This window comes from Bacillus infantis, from assembly GCF_020171945.1.
Lineage (GTDB): Bacteria > Bacillota > Bacilli > Bacillales > Cytobacillaceae > Bacillus_AB > Bacillus_AB infantis_A.
This window is the reverse complement of record NZ_JAIVAP010000012.1, coordinates 14,274-35,854: the sequence shown is the minus strand read 5'-3', so window position 1 is coordinate 35,854 and position 21,581 is coordinate 14,274. Positions and strand designations below refer to the sequence as shown.

Annotated in this window: 21 protein-coding genes; 7 read left to right on the top strand and 14 right to left on the bottom strand. The window is 45.3% G+C overall.

Annotated features, from left to right (window positions below):
- Nucleotides 1-450 precede the first annotated feature (450 nt).
- Together LCM00_RS15960 and rnjA are read left to right on the top strand one after the other, a co-directional pair.
- A complete protein-coding gene (locus LCM00_RS15960; protein ID WP_148974234.1) occupies nt 451-660 on the top strand; it encodes a DNA-dependent RNA polymerase subunit epsilon in 210 nt (69 codons plus the stop codon).
- 6 nt (nt 661-666) lie between these two features.
- Nucleotides 667-2,334 (top strand): ribonuclease J1, encoded by a 1,668-nt coding sequence (gene rnjA, locus LCM00_RS15955; protein ID WP_224903934.1) that lies wholly within the window; start codon nt 667-669, stop codon nt 2,332-2,334.
- A gap of 98 nt (nt 2,335-2,432) precedes the next feature.
- On the opposite strand, the gene LCM00_RS15950 is transcribed toward rnjA, so the two are convergent.
- From LCM00_RS15950 to LCM00_RS15925, 6 genes are all read right to left on the bottom strand, one after another.
- Nucleotides 2,433-3,092 (bottom strand): potassium channel family protein, encoded by a 660-nt coding sequence (locus LCM00_RS15950; RefSeq protein ID WP_224903932.1) that lies wholly within the window; start codon nt 3,090-3,092, stop codon nt 2,433-2,435.
- A gap of 64 nt (nt 3,093-3,156) precedes the next feature.
- Nucleotides 3,157-4,170, bottom strand: coding sequence for a cytochrome d ubiquinol oxidase subunit II (locus LCM00_RS15945; RefSeq protein WP_224903930.1), 1,014 nt, complete (start codon nt 4,168-4,170; stop codon nt 3,157-3,159).
- A 21-nt stretch (nt 4,171-4,191) separates the two neighbouring features.
- Nucleotides 4,192-5,538: a cytochrome ubiquinol oxidase subunit I gene (locus LCM00_RS15940; protein ID WP_224903928.1), complete on the bottom strand. Its 1,347-nt coding sequence runs from the start codon at nt 5,536-5,538 to the stop codon at nt 4,192-4,194.
- A 231-nt stretch (nt 5,539-5,769) separates the two neighbouring features.
- A complete protein-coding gene (locus tag LCM00_RS15935; protein ID WP_224903926.1) occupies nt 5,770-6,672 on the bottom strand; it encodes a DUF4349 domain-containing protein in 903 nt (300 codons plus the stop codon).
- Nucleotides 6,673-7,051: 379 nt separating this feature from the next.
- On the bottom strand, nt 7,052-8,869 hold the full coding sequence (locus LCM00_RS15930; protein ID WP_404802167.1) for an ABC transporter ATP-binding protein: 1,818 nt from the start codon (nt 8,867-8,869) through the stop codon (nt 7,052-7,054).
- Between the two features lie 12 nt (nt 8,870-8,881).
- Nucleotides 8,882-10,636: an ABC transporter ATP-binding protein gene (locus LCM00_RS15925; protein WP_224903922.1), complete on the bottom strand. Its 1,755-nt coding sequence runs from the start codon at nt 10,634-10,636 to the stop codon at nt 8,882-8,884.
- Between the two features lie 197 nt (nt 10,637-10,833).
- On the opposite strand from LCM00_RS15925, the gene LCM00_RS15920 reads away from it, so the two are divergent.
- A complete protein-coding gene (locus LCM00_RS15920) occupies nt 10,834-11,718 on the top strand; it encodes a mechanosensitive ion channel family protein (RefSeq protein WP_224903920.1) in 885 nt (294 codons plus the stop codon).
- 92 nt (nt 11,719-11,810) lie between these two features.
- On the opposite strand, the gene LCM00_RS15915 is transcribed toward LCM00_RS15920, so the two are convergent.
- From LCM00_RS15915 to LCM00_RS15905, 3 genes are all read right to left on the bottom strand, one after another.
- A complete protein-coding gene (locus tag LCM00_RS15915) occupies nt 11,811-12,932 on the bottom strand; it encodes an N-acetyldiaminopimelate deacetylase (protein WP_224903917.1) in 1,122 nt (373 codons plus the stop codon).
- 96 nt (nt 12,933-13,028) lie between these two features.
- On the bottom strand, nt 13,029-13,739 hold the full coding sequence (gene dapD, locus LCM00_RS15910) for a 2,3,4,5-tetrahydropyridine-2,6-dicarboxylate N-acetyltransferase (protein ID WP_224903915.1): 711 nt from the start codon (nt 13,737-13,739) through the stop codon (nt 13,029-13,031).
- 70 nt (nt 13,740-13,809) lie between these two features.
- Entirely contained in the window at nt 13,810-14,694 is an 885-nt protein-coding gene (locus LCM00_RS15905; protein ID WP_224903913.1) for a LysR family transcriptional regulator, read from the bottom strand.
- 110 nt (nt 14,695-14,804) lie between these two features.
- On the opposite strand from LCM00_RS15905, the gene LCM00_RS15900 reads away from it, so the two are divergent.
- Nucleotides 14,805-15,536, top strand: a complete 732-nt coding sequence (locus LCM00_RS15900; RefSeq protein ID WP_224903911.1) for a sulfite exporter TauE/SafE family protein — start codon at nt 14,805-14,807, stop codon at nt 15,534-15,536.
- A gap of 55 nt (nt 15,537-15,591) precedes the next feature.
- Here the strand turns inward: LCM00_RS15900 and cbpB are convergent, their stop codons facing one another.
- Complete coding sequence (gene cbpB, locus LCM00_RS15895) at nt 15,592-16,038, bottom strand: cyclic-di-AMP-binding protein CbpB (RefSeq protein WP_224903909.1); 447 nt, start codon at nt 16,036-16,038, stop codon at nt 15,592-15,594.
- 323 nt (nt 16,039-16,361) lie between these two features.
- Entirely contained in the window at nt 16,362-16,598 is a 237-nt protein-coding gene (locus LCM00_RS15890; protein WP_224903907.1) for a YkuJ family protein, read from the bottom strand.
- A 320-nt stretch (nt 16,599-16,918) separates the two neighbouring features.
- Here LCM00_RS15890 and LCM00_RS15885 point away from each other — a divergent pair, with 320 nt between their 5' ends.
- Together LCM00_RS15885 and LCM00_RS15880 are read left to right on the top strand one after the other, a co-directional pair.
- A complete protein-coding gene (locus LCM00_RS15885; protein WP_224903905.1) occupies nt 16,919-17,890 on the top strand; it encodes an MBL fold metallo-hydrolase in 972 nt (323 codons plus the stop codon).
- A 67-nt stretch (nt 17,891-17,957) separates the two neighbouring features.
- Nucleotides 17,958-18,194 (top strand): glutaredoxin family protein, encoded by a 237-nt coding sequence (locus LCM00_RS15880; RefSeq protein WP_224903903.1) that lies wholly within the window; start codon nt 17,958-17,960, stop codon nt 18,192-18,194.
- Nucleotides 18,195-18,226: 32 nt separating this feature from the next.
- Here the strand turns inward: LCM00_RS15880 and LCM00_RS15875 are convergent, their stop codons facing one another.
- The 3 genes from LCM00_RS15875 to LCM00_RS15865 all read right to left on the bottom strand — a co-directional run bounded on the left by LCM00_RS15875 (nt 18,227) and on the right by LCM00_RS15865 (nt 20,606).
- Nucleotides 18,227-18,883 carry a DUF3993 domain-containing protein gene (locus LCM00_RS15875; protein ID WP_224903901.1) on the bottom strand — a complete coding sequence of 219 codons (657 nt, stop codon included), beginning with the start codon at nt 18,881-18,883 and terminating at the stop codon, nt 18,227-18,229.
- 199 nt (nt 18,884-19,082) lie between these two features.
- Nucleotides 19,083-19,322, bottom strand: a complete 240-nt coding sequence (locus LCM00_RS15870) for a hypothetical protein (RefSeq protein WP_224903899.1) — start codon at nt 19,320-19,322, stop codon at nt 19,083-19,085.
- Between the two features lie 69 nt (nt 19,323-19,391).
- A complete protein-coding gene (locus tag LCM00_RS15865; RefSeq protein ID WP_224904111.1) occupies nt 19,392-20,606 on the bottom strand; it encodes an EAL domain-containing protein in 1,215 nt (404 codons plus the stop codon).
- A gap of 196 nt (nt 20,607-20,802) precedes the next feature.
- Here LCM00_RS15865 and LCM00_RS15860 point away from each other — a divergent pair, with 196 nt between their 5' ends.
- Nucleotides 20,803-21,561: a C39 family peptidase gene (locus LCM00_RS15860; RefSeq protein WP_224903897.1), complete on the top strand. Its 759-nt coding sequence runs from the start codon at nt 20,803-20,805 to the stop codon at nt 21,559-21,561.
- The last annotated feature ends 20 nt before the right edge of the window (nt 21,562-21,581 follow it).

Here is a 21,581-nt window from a genome sequence, read left to right as displayed (position 1 = left end):
CCTTCTGGCCTGATTGGCTTATGACTCGAGGGGCTAGGCTTTGGAGCTGGACAATGAGAAAAGCGGAGGCGACTGTTCCAATAAGGAACGCAGGCTAAGAACGCCACGTCCTGTGGCAACGCCTGCATGACCCACTTCCTGTGGGCCTCAAGCATAAGGCGCTTTGGAATTGAAGGCGTTCTTTGCCTTCGGTTCCAAAGTGACTTATGACTCGAGCACCCAGGAGCCGGAGCTGGACAAGTAGAAATGCGGAAAAGCCATCCAACTGCTGAAGGAAGCAGTTGGATGGACAGTGTAAATTGACAAACTAAAATCCTTGAGGGGCGTTCGTTAAACCCCGGAAATATAAGGAAAAACTATGCTTTCTGTTCTTTTAAAAGAAAAAACATGAAAAACATGTTATTTTTTTATATAATAGAAAAAGTTATATCGGATTAAGGAGCGATTTAGATGATTTTTAAAGTTTATTACCAGGAATCCATTAAAGAAGTACCAGTGAGGGAAAAAACGAAGACCGTTTATGTTGATGGAGATTCCCCGAAAGATGTACGTACAAAGCTGGCGGACAAACACTATAACATTGAAATCGTAGTCCCAGTTGAAGGCGATTACCTGGAATATGAAAAAAGAAACGAAGACTTTAAAGTATTGGAGAACTGATAATTTATGAAATTTGTTAAGAACGATCAAACAGCTGTATTTGCCCTTGGAGGACTTGGGGAAATCGGCAAAAACACTTATGCAGTCCAGTTCCAGGATGAAATCATCCTGATTGATGCTGGCATTAAATTCCCTGAGGATGAGCTTCTGGGAATTGATTATGTAATTCCTGATTATACCTATTTAGTAAAAAATGAAGACAAAATCAAAGGCCTCTTCATTACGCACGGGCATGAAGACCATATCGGCGGCATTCCATATCTATTAAGACAGGTGAATATTCCTGTGTACGGCGGAAAGCTGGCCCTTGGCCTTCTTCGCAATAAGCTGGAAGAGCATGGTCTTTTGAGAAGGACAAGAATGATTGAGATCAAGGAAGATGACATCATTAAATTCCGAAAAACGTCTGTCACTTTCTTCAGGACTACACACAGCATCCCTGATTCATACGGAGTCGTAGTGAAAACACCGCCTGGCCAGGTAGTCCATACTGGGGATTTCAAGTTCGACTTCACGCCTGTGGGCGAACCTGCGAACCTTACAAAAATGGCTGAGATCGGCAAGGATGGAGTACTTTGCCTCCTCTCTGACAGCACAAACAGTGAAATCCCTAACTTTACTATGTCTGAACGCCGTGTCGGCGAAAGCATTCACGATATTTTCCGCAAAGTGGATGGAAGGATCATTTTTGCGACATTCGCTTCAAATATCCACCGCCTTCAGCAGGTAATCGAGGCTGCTGTGACCAATGGCAGAAAAGTGGCTGTTTTTGGCCGGAGCATGGAAGCCGCAATCAACATCGGTCGGGAGCTTGGCTATATAAGCGCTCCTAAGGAAGTATTTATAGACGCGCAGCAGATCAACCGGCTCCCTGCCAACCAGGTTACCATCTTGTGCACAGGAAGCCAGGGAGAGCCTATGGCAGCCCTGTCACGGATCGCTAATGGAACACACCGCCAGATCCAGATCAACCCTGGTGATACAGTAGTGTTCTCATCTTCTCCTATCCCGGGAAATACCATCAGTGTCAGCAGAACAATTAACATGCTCTCCCGTGCAGGTGCAGAAGTCATTCACGGTCCGCTGAATGACATCCATACTTCCGGACATGGCGGCCAGCAGGAGCAAAAGCTGATGCTTCGCCTTATAAAGCCGAAATTCTTCATGCCGATCCACGGCGAGTACAGAATGCAGAAAATGCACTCCAAACTCGCGATTGATTGCGGCATCCCTGAAGAAAACTGTTTTATAATGGATAACGGAGAAGTTCTCGCCCTGAGTGAAGATACCGCACAGGTGGCAGGTAAAATCCCTTCAGGTTCTGTTTATATCGACGGAAGCGGTGTAGGCGACATTGGGAATATCGTTCTCAGGGACCGCAGGATCCTCTCTGAGGAAGGCCTGGTCGTTGTTGTGGTCAGCATCAACATGAAAGACTTTAAGATTTCCGCAGGTCCTGATATCATTTCCCGCGGTTTCGTGTACATGCGTGAATCAGGCGACTTGATCAGCGATGCCCAGTCCTTGATTTCTAAGCATCTGAACAAAGTCATGGAAAGAAAAACGACACAATGGTCTGAAATTAAAAATGAAATTACCGACACCCTGTCTCCTTTCCTTTATGAAAAAACAAAACGCCGTCCAATGATCCTTCCAATCATTATGGAAGTGTAATCATTCATATTAAAAAGCACTCACACATCTGTGAGTGCTTTTTTCCATTTCGGTTGCAATCCGCAGGCAGCTTCCGTTTCCGCAGGTCCTGCCCGGGCTTAAGCCATCAGCTTCTTCTCAAAGCGGTTGATATCGACATCGGCTCCAATAACGATAAGGATATCGTCTTCCCGGATCACTTCATTCGCCTGCGGGGATACGATGATTTCATTTCTTCTTTTTATCGCAACAATATTGATTCCGTACTTGGCACGGACATCCAAATCGATGATCGAATTTCCGCCAAGCTTATCGCTTGCCACAATTTCCACGATGCTGTGTTCATCTGAAAGTTCAAGATAATCCAAAACATTGTTGGAAACAATATTATGGGCAATCCTTCTTCCCATATCCCTTTCAGGGTGGACAACATGGTCCGCTCCAATTTTCCGAAGGACTTTCTCATGATAATCGTTCTGCGCTTTGACGGTAATCTTGTTCACGCCGATTTCCTTCAGGATCAAAGTTGTAAGAATGCTGGCCTGAATGTTATCGCCAATGGCGACAATGACATGATCAAAATTCCTGATGCCCAGACTTTTAAGAACATTCTCATCGGTGGTATCCCCGACAACGGCATGAGAAGCAATCAGAGCAAATTCGTTTACCCTGTCTTCATCATTATCGATGGCCATTACTTCCATGCCTTCTTCTGCAAGCGCCCTGCAGATACTCCCTCCAAAGCGGCCTAATCCTATTACGGCAAATTCTTTTTTCACGGAAATTCCTCCAGCAGTTTCAAAGTTCCTCTTTATACTATCATAGCTTATCTCTTAGTAGCATTCACTTTTCACCCTTAACATAATCGGCGTTGAACAGGAACAGCCTCATCAAAAGAATCAGTGACGGAATGAGGAGCAGCAGCCCTGCTATAAATGCCGCAACCAGCGCCATCCCCATTTCAGGATTTGTATAGCCTGAATAGATCGTTATGAACGGGTCAAGGATGTAAGGGAGATGGGAAGCCCCATATCCGAAAAAAGCGAAAAAGAATTGAAGCATAACCAGGATAAAACTGGTTCCAAATCTCTTTTTCTTATAAACCAGCAGCACAGCGGCCAGAAAACAGAGAAGCGATAAACCAAACATCCACCAAATCTCTAAAGCATTATTGAAATGGCGCTCATTATGCTCCCTTAAAGAAGCAAAGACAAGGAAGCTGGCAAGGATGGTCGGCGGACTCCAGAACAGGGCAAATGTCCTCAGCAGATCCCTTGCCGGAGTGTCTCCTGCCCTGTCTGCATAATAAGTAAGAAATACTGCACTGATAAAGAGCACCGATACGATGGCAAGGATGACGACAGACCAGGAATAAGGGGAGCTCACAAGCTCTCCGGCAAGGAAAATGACCTTATTCCCCTGTTCTTCAATAAATCCCCCTTCAGAAATCGTCAATGCCGTCGACAATGCTGCTGGTATCAGCAGGCCTGTGGCGCCATAAAGGAATAAATAAAATGAATTGTCCTTTGATCCATAATTCCCGAATGCATAGAACGAACCTCTGATGGCAAGGAGGATCAGGGCGATGCTTCCTGGTATCAATAAAGCAGTTCCATAATAATAAGCTGCATCCGGAAAAAAGCCGACCAGTCCGACAAAGAAAAAAACAAAAAAGACATTAGTCACTTCCCATACAGGAGATAGATATCTGCTGATAATGTGGCTGATTACATGCTCCTTCCCTGTCACCCTTCCATAATAGGCAAAAAAGCCGGCACCAAAATCGATTGATGCCACAATAACATATCCGTAGAGAAACACCCAGAGAACCGTTATTCCCAGGATTTCAATGCTCATGTCCTCCCACCCCTTTCCAATTTATTGGCCTATGCCCGGGGAATCCGGGAAACGGTCATCAAATTCTGCCTGAGCCGGTTTATTCCTGAACATTTTAAGTAGCACAGTGACAGTGATGATCCCCAGTACAATGTACAGAGCTAAAAACATCAAGAAGGTCACACCCACATTATCTGCCTGTGTAGCCCCTTCGGCCACCTTCATATAGCCTCTTAATATCCAGGGCTGCCTGCCGACCTCTGCATAAATCCAGCCGAATTCGATGGCGAGCATGGATAGAGGCCCCGAGCAGACAATGAGGAACAGCAGCCACTTTTTCATGGGATTTGCCTTTTTCCAATATGACAGAAAGACAAACAGCGCAGAAATGCCTAGAGCAAAGAAGCCGATTGAAACCATCGAATCAAACAGATAGTGGATCCAGAGCGGAGGCCGCTCATCTTCCGGAAATTCATTCAAGCCAATCACTTCTGTATCAAAGGAGCTGCCTGCAAGAAAGCTCAGCGCCTTTGGGATGCGGATTTCATTCCTTATTTCATTGTTTTCATCAATCGTCCCAAAGACGATCAAATCAGCGCCTTTTTCTGTTTCAAAATGCCATTCAGCTGCAGCCAATTTTTCCGGCTGCTCTTCTGCAAGGAATTTTGCTGAAATATCCCCTGCAATGGCTGTTGCCAGGGAAAAAATCAGACCACAAATCATTGTTAGTTTCAGTGCTTTACGGTGATACTCAGACCCCCTGCCCCTCAAAATGGCAAAGGCAGCGAGGCTCGCCAGTATGAAAGCAGCTGTCATATAAGACGATGTAAGTACATGCAGAACCTTTGAAGGGGTTGCCGGATTGAACATAGCAGCGAGCGGTTCGATCTCCGTGATCGTCCTTCCCTCAAGCTTGAATCCCTGCGGAGTGTTCATAAATGCATTAACCGTTGTAATGAAGAACGCAGAAGCAGAAGAGCCGATTATGACGGGAATTGAAAGCAGCCAATGATGGAGCGGCTTTTTGAACCGGTCCCATGTATAAAGGTAGATGCCCAGGAAAATGGCTTCAAAAAAGAAAGCAAAGGTTTCCATGAAGAGCGGCAGGCTGATTACATGGCCTGCAATCTGCATAAAGCTCGGCCATAAAAGAGAAAGCTGTAAGCCGATGCAGGTACCGGTTACAACCCCTACCGCCACTGTGATGGTGAAGCCCCTTGCCCATCTGCGCGCCAGGAGGATATAATGATCATCCTTTTTCCTGATCCCGATGAATTCAGCTGCCGATATCAGCACAGGCACACCCACGCCAATGGTGGCAAAAATAATATGAAAAGCAAGAGTTAAAGAAGTGAGCATCCTGCTCAATGTGACACTATCCAATTCCATCTTTCAGCCTCCAGACTATCTATATTTTCCTTCTTACTCCTTTGGCTCAATAAGAGCGATTTCGTTCGTATATGTATGTCGATAACCCTGAGCTGCTTCAGACTGTCTTTTACCCTAATTCATATGTTTGCAATCTTATATGGATGTAAAGAAAGCCTTAAAATATCCCAGCTGCCTGCTGTGAGCTAAAAAAGAAAAAGCCGGGATGTTTCCATCCCGGCGCGCTTCAGCTTATCTGTCCTTTTTAGATCTATATTTCCTGTACGCTAAAAAGATAATAACTCCAGTAATTCCAAGGAGAATAAGCACAGGAAGGTTTCCGGCAAAGAACACAAACAGTCCGGAAAATGCTGAAAGAAGGAAGCTGAGACTTGCTGTAAACTGTTCTTTCGTCCTGTCCCAGGTATTCAAATCTGTTTTATCGATTGAAGGTGCCCGCTCCTCGTAAAGACTGACCGTTACAGTCGAAAAATCAGTCTGGTTTTTCAAATAGTTGATTCTGCCGGCCAGCTGCTCGATTTCCTCCTGAATTCCGGCAAGATCCTGTGATATTTTTAGCAGATCTTCAGTTTTTTTTGCTTTTTCCATAAAAGAGATCAGCCGCTCTTCAACAACTCTCTTGGACCGCAGGCGGGACTCCAAATCCACATATTCTTCTGTCACATCCTGGCCGCTTACATGTCTGTTGTCCACTTTTGAGGCTGTACCTTCTGCATCATTCAAAAATTGATTAAAGTTCTTCTGGGGGATTCTGATCACCAATGTACCGCTAAGCTGCCGGCCCTCATCCCGGTAACTGCTGGATTCCACAATAAACCCGCCGTATTGGGCCGCTTTTGCCTCCAGTGCGGTTTGTGCTTTCATGAAGTCCTTTACCTTAAGATCCAATTCCGCGTTGTAAATAACCATCCTTTCAACTGACGTACTTTGATCCGTCCCCTTTGCTTCCTCCCCGCCGCTGCTGATCTCTGAATCGGCATCCTGTTCAGCTGACTCAGCGGCAGACTCTGCTTCTTTATACGAACTCTCGGATTTGCCTGCTGAATCGGATGATTGTTCACTGCTTTCTCCGCTGCTGCAGCCAAACAGAATCAAAGAACTAAAAAATATTAAAAATACCATTTTCCACTTCATATAAATCCCCCTTGAAATCGGCTCTTTTATTAGCAGACGCAAAGATTGCAGAAAAGTTACATTTCTATGAAGAATATTACAAGAAAAGAAAAAGCCACCAGACGGTGACTTCTTTTCTAACATGCTTTTCTTTCTGTCCAGCTCCAGCGGCTAGAGCCTCGAGTCATAAGCCACGCCAGAATTAAAGGCAAAGTACGCCTTTTATTCTGCCGCGTCTTATGCTTGTCGGCTCTGGGCAAGCCGCCTCCGCTTTTCTCATTGTCCAGCTCCAAAGCCTAGCCCCTCGAGTCATAAGCCAATCAGGCCAGAAGGTTAAAGAACAGCCTTCCGTCCTGCTCGTCTTATGCTTGTCGGGGCTGATCAAGGCTTTTCCGCATTTCTATATAGCATCCAGCATTGTAAATTGTGCTTTTACCAGCTGGAAGTATTGGCCTTTTTGGTCCATGAGCTCTTCGTGGCTTCCTTCTTCAAGGATGCTGCCATGGTCGAGTACGAAGATTTTGTCGGCGTCGCGTATGGTTGACAATCTGTGGGCAATGATGATGGCCGTCCTTCCCTTTAGAAGTGTTTTAAGGGCTTCCTGGATCCTCATTTCTGTTTCTGTATCAATGCTGGCAGTTGCTTCATCAAGAATCAGGATGCGCGGATCGGCCAGAAGCGCCCTGGCAAAGGATAGAAGCTGCCTTTCTCCGACAGAAAGGATATTTCCCCTTTCCTCAACCTCTGTATCATAGCCTTTAGGAAGATTGCGGATGAAATCAGCTGCACCTACTGCTTCGGCAGCCCGGATTACTTCTTCTTCGGAAGCATCCGGCCTTCCGAACCGTATATTCTCTCCAATGGTTCCGGAAAAGATGAAAGTATCCTGAAGCACTACGCTGATTTTTGAACGCAGGCTCTTTAATGAAACTTCTCTCAAATTATGCCCGTCAATCAGGACAGCCCCATCGGTAGGATCATAGAAACGGCTTATCAGATTTGCGATAGTTGTTTTTCCTGAACCGGTGTGGCCGACCAGGGCAGCAGTCTGGCCTGCTTTTATTTCCAGATTGATTTTATTTAATGCTGTTCGCTTGGAATCATAGGAAAATTCTGCATCCTTAAATTGAATATGCCCCTTCATATCCTCCAGGACAATTGCATTTTCGGATTCTGACACAATCGGTTTTTCATCAAGAAATTCGAAGATTCGCTCTGATGAGGCCATTCCCATAAGAAGCTGGTTATAGACCATTCCCAGCCTTGAAATCGGCTCCCAAAACATACCTAGGTAAAAGGCGAAAGATACGAATACACCGATGGTGATGCTCCCATTTTGGATCAAGTGGGCTCCGTACCAGATAAGTGCTGCCGTACCGAAAGCATTGGTCAATTCTACAAGCGGCCTGAACATAGCATTTTTTTGTGAAGCCTGCCTCCAGCTTTCGAAATTCTCGTTGTTTACACCATCAAAGAACATCATATTTTCTTTTTCCTGTGTAAATGCCTGGGTAACCCTTATTCCCTGAAGGCTTTCATTCAAATGGGAGTTGAGCATCGACTGCTTCAGCCTCACCGTCTGCCAGGACCTCCTGATATTCCTGCGCAGGCTCGTTGAGATAAAAAACATGATCGGCAGAATGACCATGATCGCCAATGTCAGCTGCGGACTTAACGAGAACAGGATGACAAAAATGCCGCAAAGCAATATAAGGTCCATTAGAAGGTTAATGACACCGTTTGTAAACAGCTCCTGAAGGGAATTGATATCATTCATGATCCTCACCAGGATGGATCCTGCAGACCGCTGATCAAAGAAACGGTGCGACAGCGTCTGGACATGGGTGAATAAATGCTTCCTCAGATCATAGATGACATTCTGGCCAAGGGCATTCATCCATTTGATCCTGAAAATATTAGCTATATAAGAGCTCGTATACAAGGCAGCAATGATAATGACGAGGGCAGTGAGCAGCCCTGTGTCTTTGTCCTTCAGTGCCTTATCTAATGTATAAACCCCTATCAGTATAGGTATTATCAGTCTGACTGCAGTCGTGATCAAAACCATCAGGACCGATAAAGGGAGCAGTTTCTTGCGGTACGGCTTCATGTAGCTGAACAGCCGGAACATCTGCTTCCAGTTAAACGGTTTTTCAATGACATCATCTGTTGTGTAATGGAATCTTTTCAATACTGTTTCTTTTGCTGTCTCCTTCACGCTCACCCCTCCTTAGCTTATTTGAGATTGGAGGACCTTTTGGTGGTCCTTGTATTGAATGTCGTAGATCCGCTGATACGGACCGTTATTTTTCAGCAGGTCTTCATGGCGGCCCCTTTCAGCAATGCGGCCGTCTTTAAAAACAAGGATTTCGTCAGCGTGCTTCAAGGAAGAAATCCTGTGAGCGATAATGAAGGTCGTCCTCCCCTTCATTACTTCCTTTAATGCCTGCTGGATATTGAATTCGGTAGTCATATCCACTGCAGAGGTGGCATCATCCAGGATAAGGATTCCGGGGTCAGTGCAGATCGCCCTGGCAATGGCTATCCTCTGTTTCTGGCCGCCGGAGAGTCCCATGCCTCTTTCCCCAAGCATGGTATCATACCCTTCAGGCAGCTCCAGGATGAATTCATGCGCCTGTGCCCTTTTCGCAGCATCCACGATTTCTTCCATGGAAGCTTCAGGTCTTCCGTATGAAATATTTGCTTTAATGGATGAAGAAAACAGGAAAGATTCCTGAAGGACAAAACCTATCCCGCTCCTCAGGGCTTCAAGCGAATAGTCCCTGACATTCTTCCCATCAATCAGCACTTCCCCGGACGATGCTTCGTAAAAGCGTGTCATCAGCTGGGTTACGCTTGTTTTCCCTGATCCAGTTGCACCGATGAGTCCGATTGTCTTGCCTGGGTGCGCCTTGAATGAAACCTCATGCAGCGCCTCTTTATCTTCTTCTGTATATTGCAGTGAAACAGATTTGAAATCTACCTCTCCACGGATTCTATCAGGGGCGGCAGCATTGGCAGCCTCTTTGATTTCATTCTCCGCTTCCAGGATCTCCAGCAGCCTCTCCCCTGAAGCCTTTGCCTGGGAGAATAGATTAATGACAAACCCGAGGTTCATAATCGGCCACATTATATACCATACAAGACTGTAGAATGCTACAAGCTCCCCTGGCTGCAGCGATCCGTCTATTACCAGATATCCGCCATAAGAAAGCAGGAGAACAACACTTATATTTCCCAGGAACTCCATTAGCGGAAAATATTTTGCCCAAATATCGGAAGTGAATAGATAATTATCTTTATAGTTTTCATTGGACCGGTTGAACTTCCCTATTTCAAAATCTTCCCTTGAGAGAGATTTCACCGTATTGATGCCGCTGATATTTTCCTGCACCTTCGTATTCAGCTTTCCAAACGACTTCCGGATATCCCTGAAGGCAGGATGGACAGCTTTATCAAATTTGAAGGTTACCACAGCAAGAAACGGCAGGGTTGCCAGTGTCACTAATGTAAGCGGCACAGAGTAATAAAACATAACTGAGAAACTGATGCCGATAAGCAGGATGAACCGGATCAGCTCTGAAAACCCAAAGGACAGGAAAAACCTGAACCCCTCGACATCTGCGGTCAGCCTCGACATGATATCCCCTGTTTTTGCATTATCGTAATACTTAAATGGAAGGTACTGCAGTTTTTCATAAAGCGAGTTTCTCAGTTTATATACGGATGTGATGCCAAATAAATCTCCAGTATATTGGTGAATATAAGTTGCAATTCCTTTAACGAACATGATCCCGATGAAGCCGAACGCTAAATAGGGAATCCATTCATATTTCCCTCCCAGCACTACCTCATCAATTGTCAGCTGCAGAATCATCGGATATACCACCGTGATGCCTGTCACAGCCAGCAGGAATACCATCGACCAAATAAAATATTTCTTATAGGGCCAGTAATATTCCTTGAGTTTCTTAAATATTTCCAATTCCATTTCCCCCTCTCTTGTTGTTAGAAATTGAAAAATAAAAGACCGTAATATTAAATATAACGGTTATCGAAATAATTATCTATAGTTTTCAATCTGAATTTTCCAGTTTTTTTGATTATTTAAAATCCTCTTTTCGCGGCTGCAGGAAAGGGGATTTCTTGTTCAGCCCTCTGTATGTTTGTTAGAATGAAAAAATGCATACATATGAAAGGATTGATATTTTGAATTTTAGAGAAGCTGAAGAGTATTTTGGAAATATTGATTGGGGGGCCCTCGCTTTCTCGGCAGGGGCAGCCATTTTAAAGCTTGCTGCCATCTTCATCATTTTTTTGATTGTAAGAGCTGCAGGGGGCAGGCTTATTTCAAAGAGCTTTGACACTTTTGAAACTCGGGAGAATATTTCTTCGGCACGTGCTCAAACGCTCAAAAGCCTGACAAGCAATGTTTTTTCTTATGTACTGATCTTTATTGTTACGGTCACCGTCCTCCAGATTTTTGGAATCCAGGCAACCGCTATCCTGGCCGGTGCCGGTGTTGTCGGACTGGCTATCGGTTTCGGGGCCCAGGGCCTTGTGAGTGATGTGGTTACAGGCTTCTTCCTGCTTCTTGAGAAGCAGATAGATGTAGGGGATTATGTCACAGCTGCGAGCTTTTCCGGCATTGTCGAGCAAGTCGGCCTGCGTACAACGCAAATCAGGGGCTTTGACGGAACACTGCATTTTGTACCCAACAGGGAGATTACAAGCCTGAGCAACCATTCCCGCGGAAACATGAGAGCGCTTGTGGATATCGGCATTTCCTATGATGATGATATTGATAAAGCAATCATGGTTCTTCAGGAAGCATGCGACAAGGTAAAGGCGGGGAATGAGGCAATCATGGAAGGCCCAAATGTCATTGGCATACAGTCCCTTGGCTCCTCGGACGTGGTTCTCCGCATCATAGCAAAAACGCAGAATATGGAGCAGTGGGGTGTTGAACGGGAATTGCGGAAAGCGCTGAAAGAAGCGCTCGACAGCAACGGCATTGAAATCCCGTATCCGCATCAGGTTTATATTGAAAAAAACGGCAATAATTGAAATAGGCGGGGCCAATGTTCATCGCGCTGCTTAGTCTTACAAAATAAAAGGATGATCCTCACGGGGATCATCCTTTCATCTTTCTTCCATCTTCATTGATTACCTTTATACTCCAGGTAGGCTGTCATATAAGAGATTGCTTTTTCGATTGCCTCTTCCTTTGGCTGCAGCTTGGAATGGTGCAGTCCGAATTCAGAATCTGTACCCAGCCAGAACATGAACCCTGGAATCTCGCTCAGCATATAGCCGAAGTCCTCGCCTGTCATCGCTTCCCTGCATTCAATCACTTCTGCTTCTGTCCCTGTACGCATAAAGTCCATGAACTCCCTTGTAAGCACCTCATCATTATATACCTGGTGATACATGGCTCCATAATCTATATGTGCTTCACATTCAAAGCCGGCTTCAGTTCCTTTGATCAGTGCCTCAATCCTCTTCTTCACCCTGCCCATCGCTTCCACAGAAAGAGTCCTGATTGTCCCCTCAAGCCTTGCTTTCTCCGCAATGATATTCTGGACAGTCCCTCCGGTAATTTTCCCGATCGTAATGACCGCACCGTCCAGAGGATCAACATTTCTTGATATGATGGATTGAAGCTGGGTTACCAGTGAACATGCTGCCACAATCATGTCATTTGTTTTATGAGGATACGCAGCATGCCCTCCTTTGCCCTTTAGATCGATAAAAAGCTCTGATGTATTGGCAAAGAGAAGCCCTTCTTTCAAAGCAACCGAACCGGCCGGGTACTCTGGAGCGATATGGAGTGCTGTAATCATATCCGGGCGCCACTCTTTCATAATCTCTGATTTCAGCATTGGCTCCGCACCGCCAGGGCCCTCCTCAGCAGGCTGGAAAATAAACAAAAGATCATCCTTGATGGGGTTCCCGGTAAAATGGGCAATGAGCCCAAGTGCTATGCTCATGTGGAAATCATGGCCGCAGGCATGCATGCGGCCCTCATGCCGGGATGAGAATTCAAAGCCAGTTTCCTCAGTGATCGGAAGGCCGTCGATATCAGCTCTATAGCCGATCATCTTGCCCGGCATTGTCCCGTTCAGTTTCACAAAAATGCCTGTTTTCCACGTTTTGATTTCCATTTTAGTCTGGTCAAGAGTGCCCAGGTAATCAAGCAGATATTGCTGTGTTTTGAACTCTTTATATCCCAGCTCCGGAATCTGATGCAGATCCCTTCTGACCTGAATGAACTGATTCATGTGATCTCTCTCCTTTAAAGGTGAAAATCCTGCATTCGTAAAGGTACAAAAAAGGACCGGCCTCCCTTTTGGAAGGCACGGTCCTCTATCCTGCCTTTACAGCTGGCGAAGCTCCTGCTTGATTTCAGTCTTTGATTTTGTCTTTTCGTCAATTTCTTTGATGACGCGTGCCGGAGTACCAGCCACAACTGTGTATGGAGGAACATCATCGATAACAATGGCGCCTGCTGCAACAACAGCACCCTTGCCTACTGTAACGCCCTCAAGAACGACTGCATTTGCTCCGATGACCACGTCATCTTCAACGATAACCGGCTTGGCTGAAGGCGGCTCGATGACGCCTGCAAGAACAGAGCCCGCTCCGATGTGGCAGTTCTTCCCGACAGTGGCACGGCCGCCAAGGACCACATTCATATCGATCATTGTGCCTTCTCCGACAACAGCACCGATATTGATGGAAGCACCCATCATGATTACAGCGTTGTCCCCGATTTCAACCTGATCCCTGATGATGGCACCCGGCTCGATCCTTGCCTTGATGTTTTTCATATCAAGCAATGGGATAGCGGAATTGCGGCGGTCATTTTCCACAACATAGTCTTCAATGCGTGAAGCATTTGTTTCAAGCGCCTGGCTGATTTCAGCCCACTCTCCAAACACCACTGCTGTATTGCCGGTTAAGAAGGTTTTAGCGGACGGACCGAAATCCAATCCTTCCAAATCACCCTTTACGTATAATTTAACCGGTGTTGATTTTGTGCTATTTTGTATGAATGAAATAATCTCATTTGCGTCCATCATTTTCATGTGTCAGGCCTCCTATGTATGTAACTAGCATTACTTTAACAAACAAAAGCACCGAAAACAAGAAAAAAACCTAATTTCCCCCCTCTTCTACATGCTCTTTTATCAAATCCGCAAATGCCCTTACCTGCTTCAGCTGGAAAGCAGATTCATAGCCCAGCAGCCAGGTATCTCGCATAATCGGCTCATTGTCCTCATCCAATAAAGGAATCTTAAATATATCCTTTTCTGCACCATTAAGGGTGATTGCAGGAAGGATGGCATAGCCGATGCCATTGAAGGCCATTTGTTTGCATGTTTCAATCTGATCCACAACAACAGTCCGTTTAGGCGGAGTCTTGAATTGCCTCATCCACCAGTCCTGTATTTCCTGATAATAATTAGAGTCGCTTTTGAACTGGATGAATGGGCGGTCTGTTTCAAGCACCTGCTCCGGCCGGGTGATTTCCTTGTCAACAAGGTAGAGGCTGTCCTTGAAGAGATGGATTTTGACTCCCTTCCAGTCCGGCGTTCCGCGGATGATGCCGATATGCACCTGATCCTCATACAGAGATTTGGAAATTTCGCTGCTCCAGCCTGTCATAAGAGATATTTTGGCCTGCGGGTACCTGCTGATATACTTTTTCAGGACCTGGGGAAGCCAGTTCTGCCCGACGATTGAAGCAACTGCCAGCTTTAAAGTCCCATGCACCTCTGAGTTAAGCGCACCGATGGATTCCTTGACCTTCTCTTCCCTGGCAATTACATCATTGGCAAACTTGATCACCAGTTCGCCGGCAGGTGTCAGGGTAAGACCCTTCTGAGAACGCACAAACAATTTGGTCTCCCATTCTTTTTCAATCGACTGCAGCCTTTGCGACAGGGCCGGCTGAGAGACAAACAGCCGTTCCGCCGCCTTTCTCATATTCATTTCCTGGGCCAGGACCGATAATAGATGAAATTCAGAAAGTGCTGACATGTAATCTTCCCCTTATTCGCTTGATAACTTTTTCTTATATTATATCTTAAATTTTTTCGATTTTCATAATGAGCAAGAAATGAATACACTGAAAACGAAGGAGGGATGAAGTGGAATCCACGATTTTGATACTTATAGGATTTTTGTCTGCTTTTATCGGAACACTTGCCGGGAGCGGCGGACTTATCGGAATGCCCTCCATGCTCCTGCTCGGCATACCCGTCCACAGTGCGGTTGCGGCGGCTAAATTTTCGAATATCTTCAGTTCTTTATCCAGCTTCATCTATTTGCTGCGGAAAAGGGAGATCAGTTTGAAAGACAGCATACAAACTTTGCCTTTCGGACTTGCAGGAGGAGCCACAGGGGCACTCCTGGCTAACAGCATCCCCGAAAAAGCCATGACGATGCTTGCTGTTTCCCTGCTGGTTTTTGCCCTTGTCATTACGATGCTGAAGAAGCCGGAGGAAACCGGCAGTGAGACAGGCATCACACCGCGAATTTTTCCATCCATCTATTTCATAGGGGCATATGACGGACTGTTTGGGCCCGGCCAGGGAACGCTCCTTATGTATACCTTTCTAAATAAAGGATTCCACTATATCAGAGCAGTGGCTTTCAGCCGATTCCAGACATTCATCAGCTGCTTTGCGTCGTTCACTGTCTATCTTGGAGCAGGCAGCTTCCAGATCGAGCCTTCCCTCTGTCTGCTGACAGGGTCCCTGCTCGGTGCCCATCTCGCTGTCAGGGCAGCAGGTAAAATCAACCCCAGTTATCTGAAGAGATTGCTTCATGGCATTACCATTCTCCTGATTATCCAGCTGTCAGCAGGACTGCTGCAATGAAACAGCGAAATTCTTCTTCATAAATAAAAAACAGCCCCAAAGGGAGCTGCTAAAATCATTTCCTGTTCAGTCTGCGTACATGCTTATTCAGCCGGTCAAGGAGTGCTCTCCTTGTTAAAATCCCCTCAAAGAAGCCGTCATCATTTTCAATGCAAACAAAGGGATGATCAACCAAAAGCTCAATTGCCAGCTTCATATCCGAATCTGCTTTTAGGCGGGGAATGTTTTGGTTCATGCATTCCTCCACGCGTTTTTCCTCCAATATTTCAAACTCGATCCTTTCGATCCCAAGGATCGAATCCATAATGGAAGGAGTGCTTATGAGGCCGTGGAGCTTATAGCGGGGATCCAGTACAGGAATGGCTGTATAACCGCTTTTTGTCAGCACCAGCACAGCATGTTCAAGGGTATTGCCAATCTGTACATGCGCTACCCTTTCAGAAGGGATCATAAGGTCCCTGATGCTTATTTCCAGATATTCACCACTGTGAAGACTTATCATAGCCGAAACTCCTCAAATGAAAGTGTTTACTTTTTCATTTTATCATATTTTTTCGGCGCTGGCCTTCTTACCCTTTGCTGGTGGGGATATCTTTTACGGTAAAACGGCATTTTGGGCATCTATAAATAACATTCTGGTTGGACTGTGCTGTTAATACTCGTTCCATGCTATCTTCATCATGGCATTTTGGGCATTCAACTGTCGGAAACATGGCTTCACCCCTTTTTATCTTTAGGATTTGCTGATTTTCGAAGTTTATCCTGATTGCATAGGCATGGAAAATGCAAAAAAGGAACCTCGACGGTTCCTTTAAAGGGATTGCATTATTGGATGAGATCAAAGATTTCAATTGTAATCATATCCATATTGTCAAACTGGTATCTTTTTGGCTTTTCTTTGTCGTTATATACTTCCAGCTCGTATGTCTCTGTTTTTGGATGATAAGTAACCTGGCATTTTCTGTCGCCATTCACCTCAAAAAAACGCTGGGCGGGTTCCCCGCTGCTTGACTGTTCCTGTAAATTCTTTAAACGTGTTAATATACCTTGAAGCTGTGACATGCTCCCTCTCCTTTCGAACAAAACCAAATCAAATATATGCCGCCATTATATATGAAGGACATTGGAAACATAATTCCAATCGGCAGCATTGGCGGAGCTGCTCCATCCTTAAGCCGGCGAACCTGCAAACGGGAAAGCTCCGTTCCTTTTCCTTCATACAAACCTTCATCTTGCTCTTAGGTTTCACTTTCAGCATGTTTCTATCCTAAAGAATTAAAATCAGAATATTCGAACCGTAATTCTTTACATGCCAATATTAACAGCATAAAATAATGACATGCTTTGTACAAGCAAAAGCTTCGGAAAAGGACGTGATTTTTTTGCAAAAGCCGGCAAAGTTAGCCGAAAAACTTTTTTTAGTCGATGATTACGACCTGAATATGGAAGAGCGGACAGGAACTTACATATTGGCTGAAGACAGCCTCGCCCTCATTGAAACCTCTGCAAGCCCTTCAGTTGCGAGAATCCTCGCCGGGCTTGAAGCACTAAACCTCTCAGCCGAAGATGTAAAATATATCATCCTCACGCATATTCATCTTGATCATGCCGGGGGGGCTGGACTTTTGCTTAAATCATGCCCGCAAGCAAAAGTGATCGTACACCCAAAGGGAGCAAAACATCTGGCAAACCCTTCCCGTCTGATTGCAGGAGCAAAAGCCGTATATGGCAATCAATTTGAAGCTTTGTTTGACCCGATACTCCCAGTTCCGCCAGACAGGCTCGAAGCAATGGAGGATGGAAGTGAGCTGAAGCTGAGCGATAAATGCACACTAGCCTTTTTTGATACTCCAGGCCATGCAAACCATCACTTCAGCGTCTATTATCCCCCTGAAAACGGGATGTTTACGGGCGACACTGCCGGCATCTTTTACCCCCAGCTTTATAGGGAGGGCGTTGAATTTTATTTGCCTTCTACTTCGCCAAATCAATTCAGTCCTGAGAAGATGCTGGCTTCCCTCTCTTTGTATGAATCAAAAAAACTGGACTGCCTTTTCTTCGGACATTTTGGCATATCGCGAAATCCTGCAGAAGCCTATTTCCAGGTCAGAAGCTGGCTTGAAATCTTCATTGAAGAAGCTGAAACATCATTTTACAGCGCTTCATCATCTAATGAAGCACCAGGCCTCATAGCCTCCCGCCTCAAAAAGAGGGTAACTGCCCATTTAAGCCAAAAGGGCATTGCGGAGGACCATCCTATATACAGCCTGCTGTCACTTGATTTAGAAGTATCAGCGATGGGGCTCGCGGACTATTTGGCAAAAAGGGACAAAAAAACGGGAAATCTTCGGTAGATGGCAGGATAGCTTTCATAAAAATATGTTATATTCAATGTGCAAGTAAATAAAGGAGCAGATTCAATTGAAACAAATTATCCTATATTCCCAGCCAGACTGCCCGCCATGCGAAATTTCCAAGCGATTCCTCCACGAATACGGCTTTGCATATGAGGTGAAGGATATCAGCAAGGACAAGAAAGCCAGGGATGAATTAACCAAAAGATATAATTCCTACTCCACCCCCACCTTTGTGATCGATCAAACTGTCATAACTGGTTTTGACCTGGAAAAATTGAAAGCAGAGCTGAATATCGATTAGTTAAAGGGCAGGCTGCAGGCCTGCTCTTTTCTTTATGCCTCCATCAGCAGCAGCCCTTCACCGCCGTTCAGAGAAAGGCCGGGCACCTGCAAGCCGCTCCCGGCCATCGGTTTAAGGTTGTCTGCTTCCCTGGAGAAGCCGGCCCTGTCATTGTATCCTTTATAAACTAAATCAGAAGTAGCACTTGATAATATATTCCTCGGTGCCTCATCATAAAGCCATTCTGCCACTTTCCAGCCTGAATCAGTCTTTTCGATCCTGATTCCTTCATAATGTCCTGGATAGGCAGCCGGTCCTTCGTTCATGCCAGGAAAATATTCAAATACTAAAATTTTTTCAGAATCAATGATCACTTTCGTCTCCTCCGTAAACTCAAAGAACGGTATATAATACAAACCAAAGTCAGTTCCGTAAATAATATTCCCTTCCCCTTCCTCAGACAGGTTCTCCTGCAGAAAAAGGCTTGCATAGCTGTCTGTAAAATAAGGGTCAAGAACAGCTTCTATTTCTTCCAGTGATCTTGGCTCTTCACTCAGAGATGTCTGCGCCTCAAAAGCACTTTCCAGGAACTCCAGCACCTCTCCCCTGTTTTCCAGAACATGGTCTTCAGCAGCTTTTGCTCCTGCCATAGGCAGCATAACGGCCAGGATTACCGCGGCCAACAGGATATTAGCCCATTTTATATACACAAATCTCCCTCCTCATTGATTTATTTGTCATAAGCCGGCAAATTAAAAAAGCGGAAAAAATCTTTAGTGCCAATTCTTTTATGTAATAAAGAAATTACCCGATATTGAGGAAGGACTAACAGTTTTCCATGAATTTTACCTGTGCATATATTGGAAATAAAAAATAGAGACTGCCTGAACGGCAGTCCCTAATTATCAGCTACCAGCTGACTGTAGTTGTATAGTAGGCAATAAAGATGACTAAAAGAATGAAGCAGATGGCATATGTCAGTATGACCGGATTGCGGATGTATGGATGATCCTGCACCAGCCGCGAAATACTTGAATCCATATCTCCCTTCACCGCTCTCTGATTTCGTGCGACGGACATCGTATAAAATAGGCCGGTCAGCAGGATGCCTGCAGCGATGATCAGAAGAATGGTCATAAAAGCGCTCATTAGAATTCCCCCCGGGAAAGTAGTATTCCTAATGTACCACTTACCCTTAGGGACTATACAGGAAAAATCTTATAGCAGGCCTTCCTGGTCATACAAAAAAGAATAAGCAATATCTATGAAAAGGTAATCCTTCGAATGTAAAGGGAAAGAAAAAGTCCTGATGGTTTCCCCTGTTTCAATATCACTGTACAGATCAGACAGGATCCCTTTCTGGTCATTTCTCATCCTTACTATATTTTCAAGGAAATATGGGCGCCAGCTCCAGTTCTTCCTGTGATACTCCCGCTGGATGATCCAGTCCTCACCCTTTTTGAAGATATTCGGAGACTGCTGGAAGCCTTCCATATCACATACGTACATCCTGAAAGCAACTCCATCCATTTCCCCGGACAATGCCAGCAGGAGCTCTTCATAATCCTGGATTTTTTTGTATTTGGACAAAAGCTCCTGGATTTTAGTTTGAAATTCTCCAGCAGCTGCATGGATCTTTTCCAGCTTCTTTGTTTCATGGAGGATAAAACGATGAAATTCTGTTTTCAGCTTTTCCTTCAGGTAATCTTTTTCGATCAAAGCGGCCTGAGGTTTGGCCAAATAAAATCCCTGATAGTATCTTCCTCCATTTTTCCAGGCGAATTGCAGCTGGTAGACCATTTCAATATTTTCAAACAGGAGGGTCGCCCCGATTCTTCTTGCCAGGAGGGAAAGAGAATACAGAATATCGCGATAGGAAGCAGCTGACGCATTTGACCGGAGGCCCTTGAGGTCTGCTTTTATGATATCAGGAGAAAGCTGGCCGATCCTGTCAAGCCTGCTGCTGTCATGTCCCATATTGTCAACGGCTATCTTGATGCCGTACGTCCTGTAATAATTAAGGAGGTGGTCGAGGTGTTCAAGATCTCCCTTGTAATTTCTTTCAGTAATCTCGAGTACAATTCTTTCGGTGCTGATGCCTTTATCCTGATATTGCAAAAGGAGCTGCAGGAAGTGCTCTCCGGAATCGTGCATAAGCAGACCGGCGTCCCGGTTGATGAAAATGAGTTCTTCCCCTTGCCTGCCGGCAAAATGGTCAAGTGCTTTCATTAGGACCACATTATCCACTTCAAGCCTGTATTCTTCTGGGATGCTGTCATCCAGAAAAAACGGGCCAAGGCTTTCGGCAGAAGCGCCAGCAGCAAACCTTCCCAATACCTCATAACCGATAACCTTATGTTCATCAGCACTGAATATGGCCTGGAAATGCGGTATAACACGGTCAAGTTCTGTTAATATATCCAATGCATCCATCGCTTTTCCCCGCCTTTCATATATATTATTGGAGCCTGCCAAACAGGATGGAAAAAGCATCCCCCAAGAGGCATAGGACCATATTGAAAACCAGCCGGAATATCTATGGCCAGCTTTGATAAAAATAAAAACTGGAGCCGTTTCTTGATCTGGCATGGCCTGTTTTCGGAACGCCGGACAGAAGGAAGGGCCTGCCTTGAAAAATATGTATATGATCATCTTGATGCTTCCGCTGCTGGGCTGCAGCAGCCACTTCGATAAACAGGAGTCTGCAATAAGGAGCCAGTCTGCGGGTGAAATTCAAGCAACCCGGTCAGCAGGCAAGGAGACTGCCGGCCAGCCTGGATCTGCTTCCGGCAGAGAGAAGGTTATATTGGATGTTCCGCTGATAAAGCAGAATCCTGAGCTGAAATATGGCTGTGAAGTGACGAGCCTTGCCATGATGCTCCAATACGCAGGAGTCAAGGCTGATAAAATGGACCTTTATCACAAAATAAAAAAAGATCCTGATCCAATTATAAAATCAAACAGGGATATTGTTCAATGGGGAAATCCTGCACACGGGTTTGTCGGGGACATGACCGGAAAGCAAGCCGGCTATGCAGCCTTTGATAAACCGATCTTTGAACTGGCGCTTCATTACCTTCCTGGCAGGACAGTGAACCTGACAGGGAAGTCCTTTGAAGACATCCTTTCCCATGTAGGAAAAGGATACCCTGCAGTAGTCTGGACAACAGGTGATTACAGGCTGCCTGACAGATGGGAATCATGGTCACATAATGGAGAAACAATCAAGACTCCGCTTGATTTGCATGCAGTAACCCTTGTTGGCTATGACCGTAAGGCTGTTTACGTTAACGATCCGCTGTCAGGAAAAAAGCAAGTACGCATCGAAAAAGAAAGATTTAAATCCTCCTGGCTTGCATTAAAATCAAGGGCAATAAGCTATAAATAAGAAACAACAGCGGCCGTTTG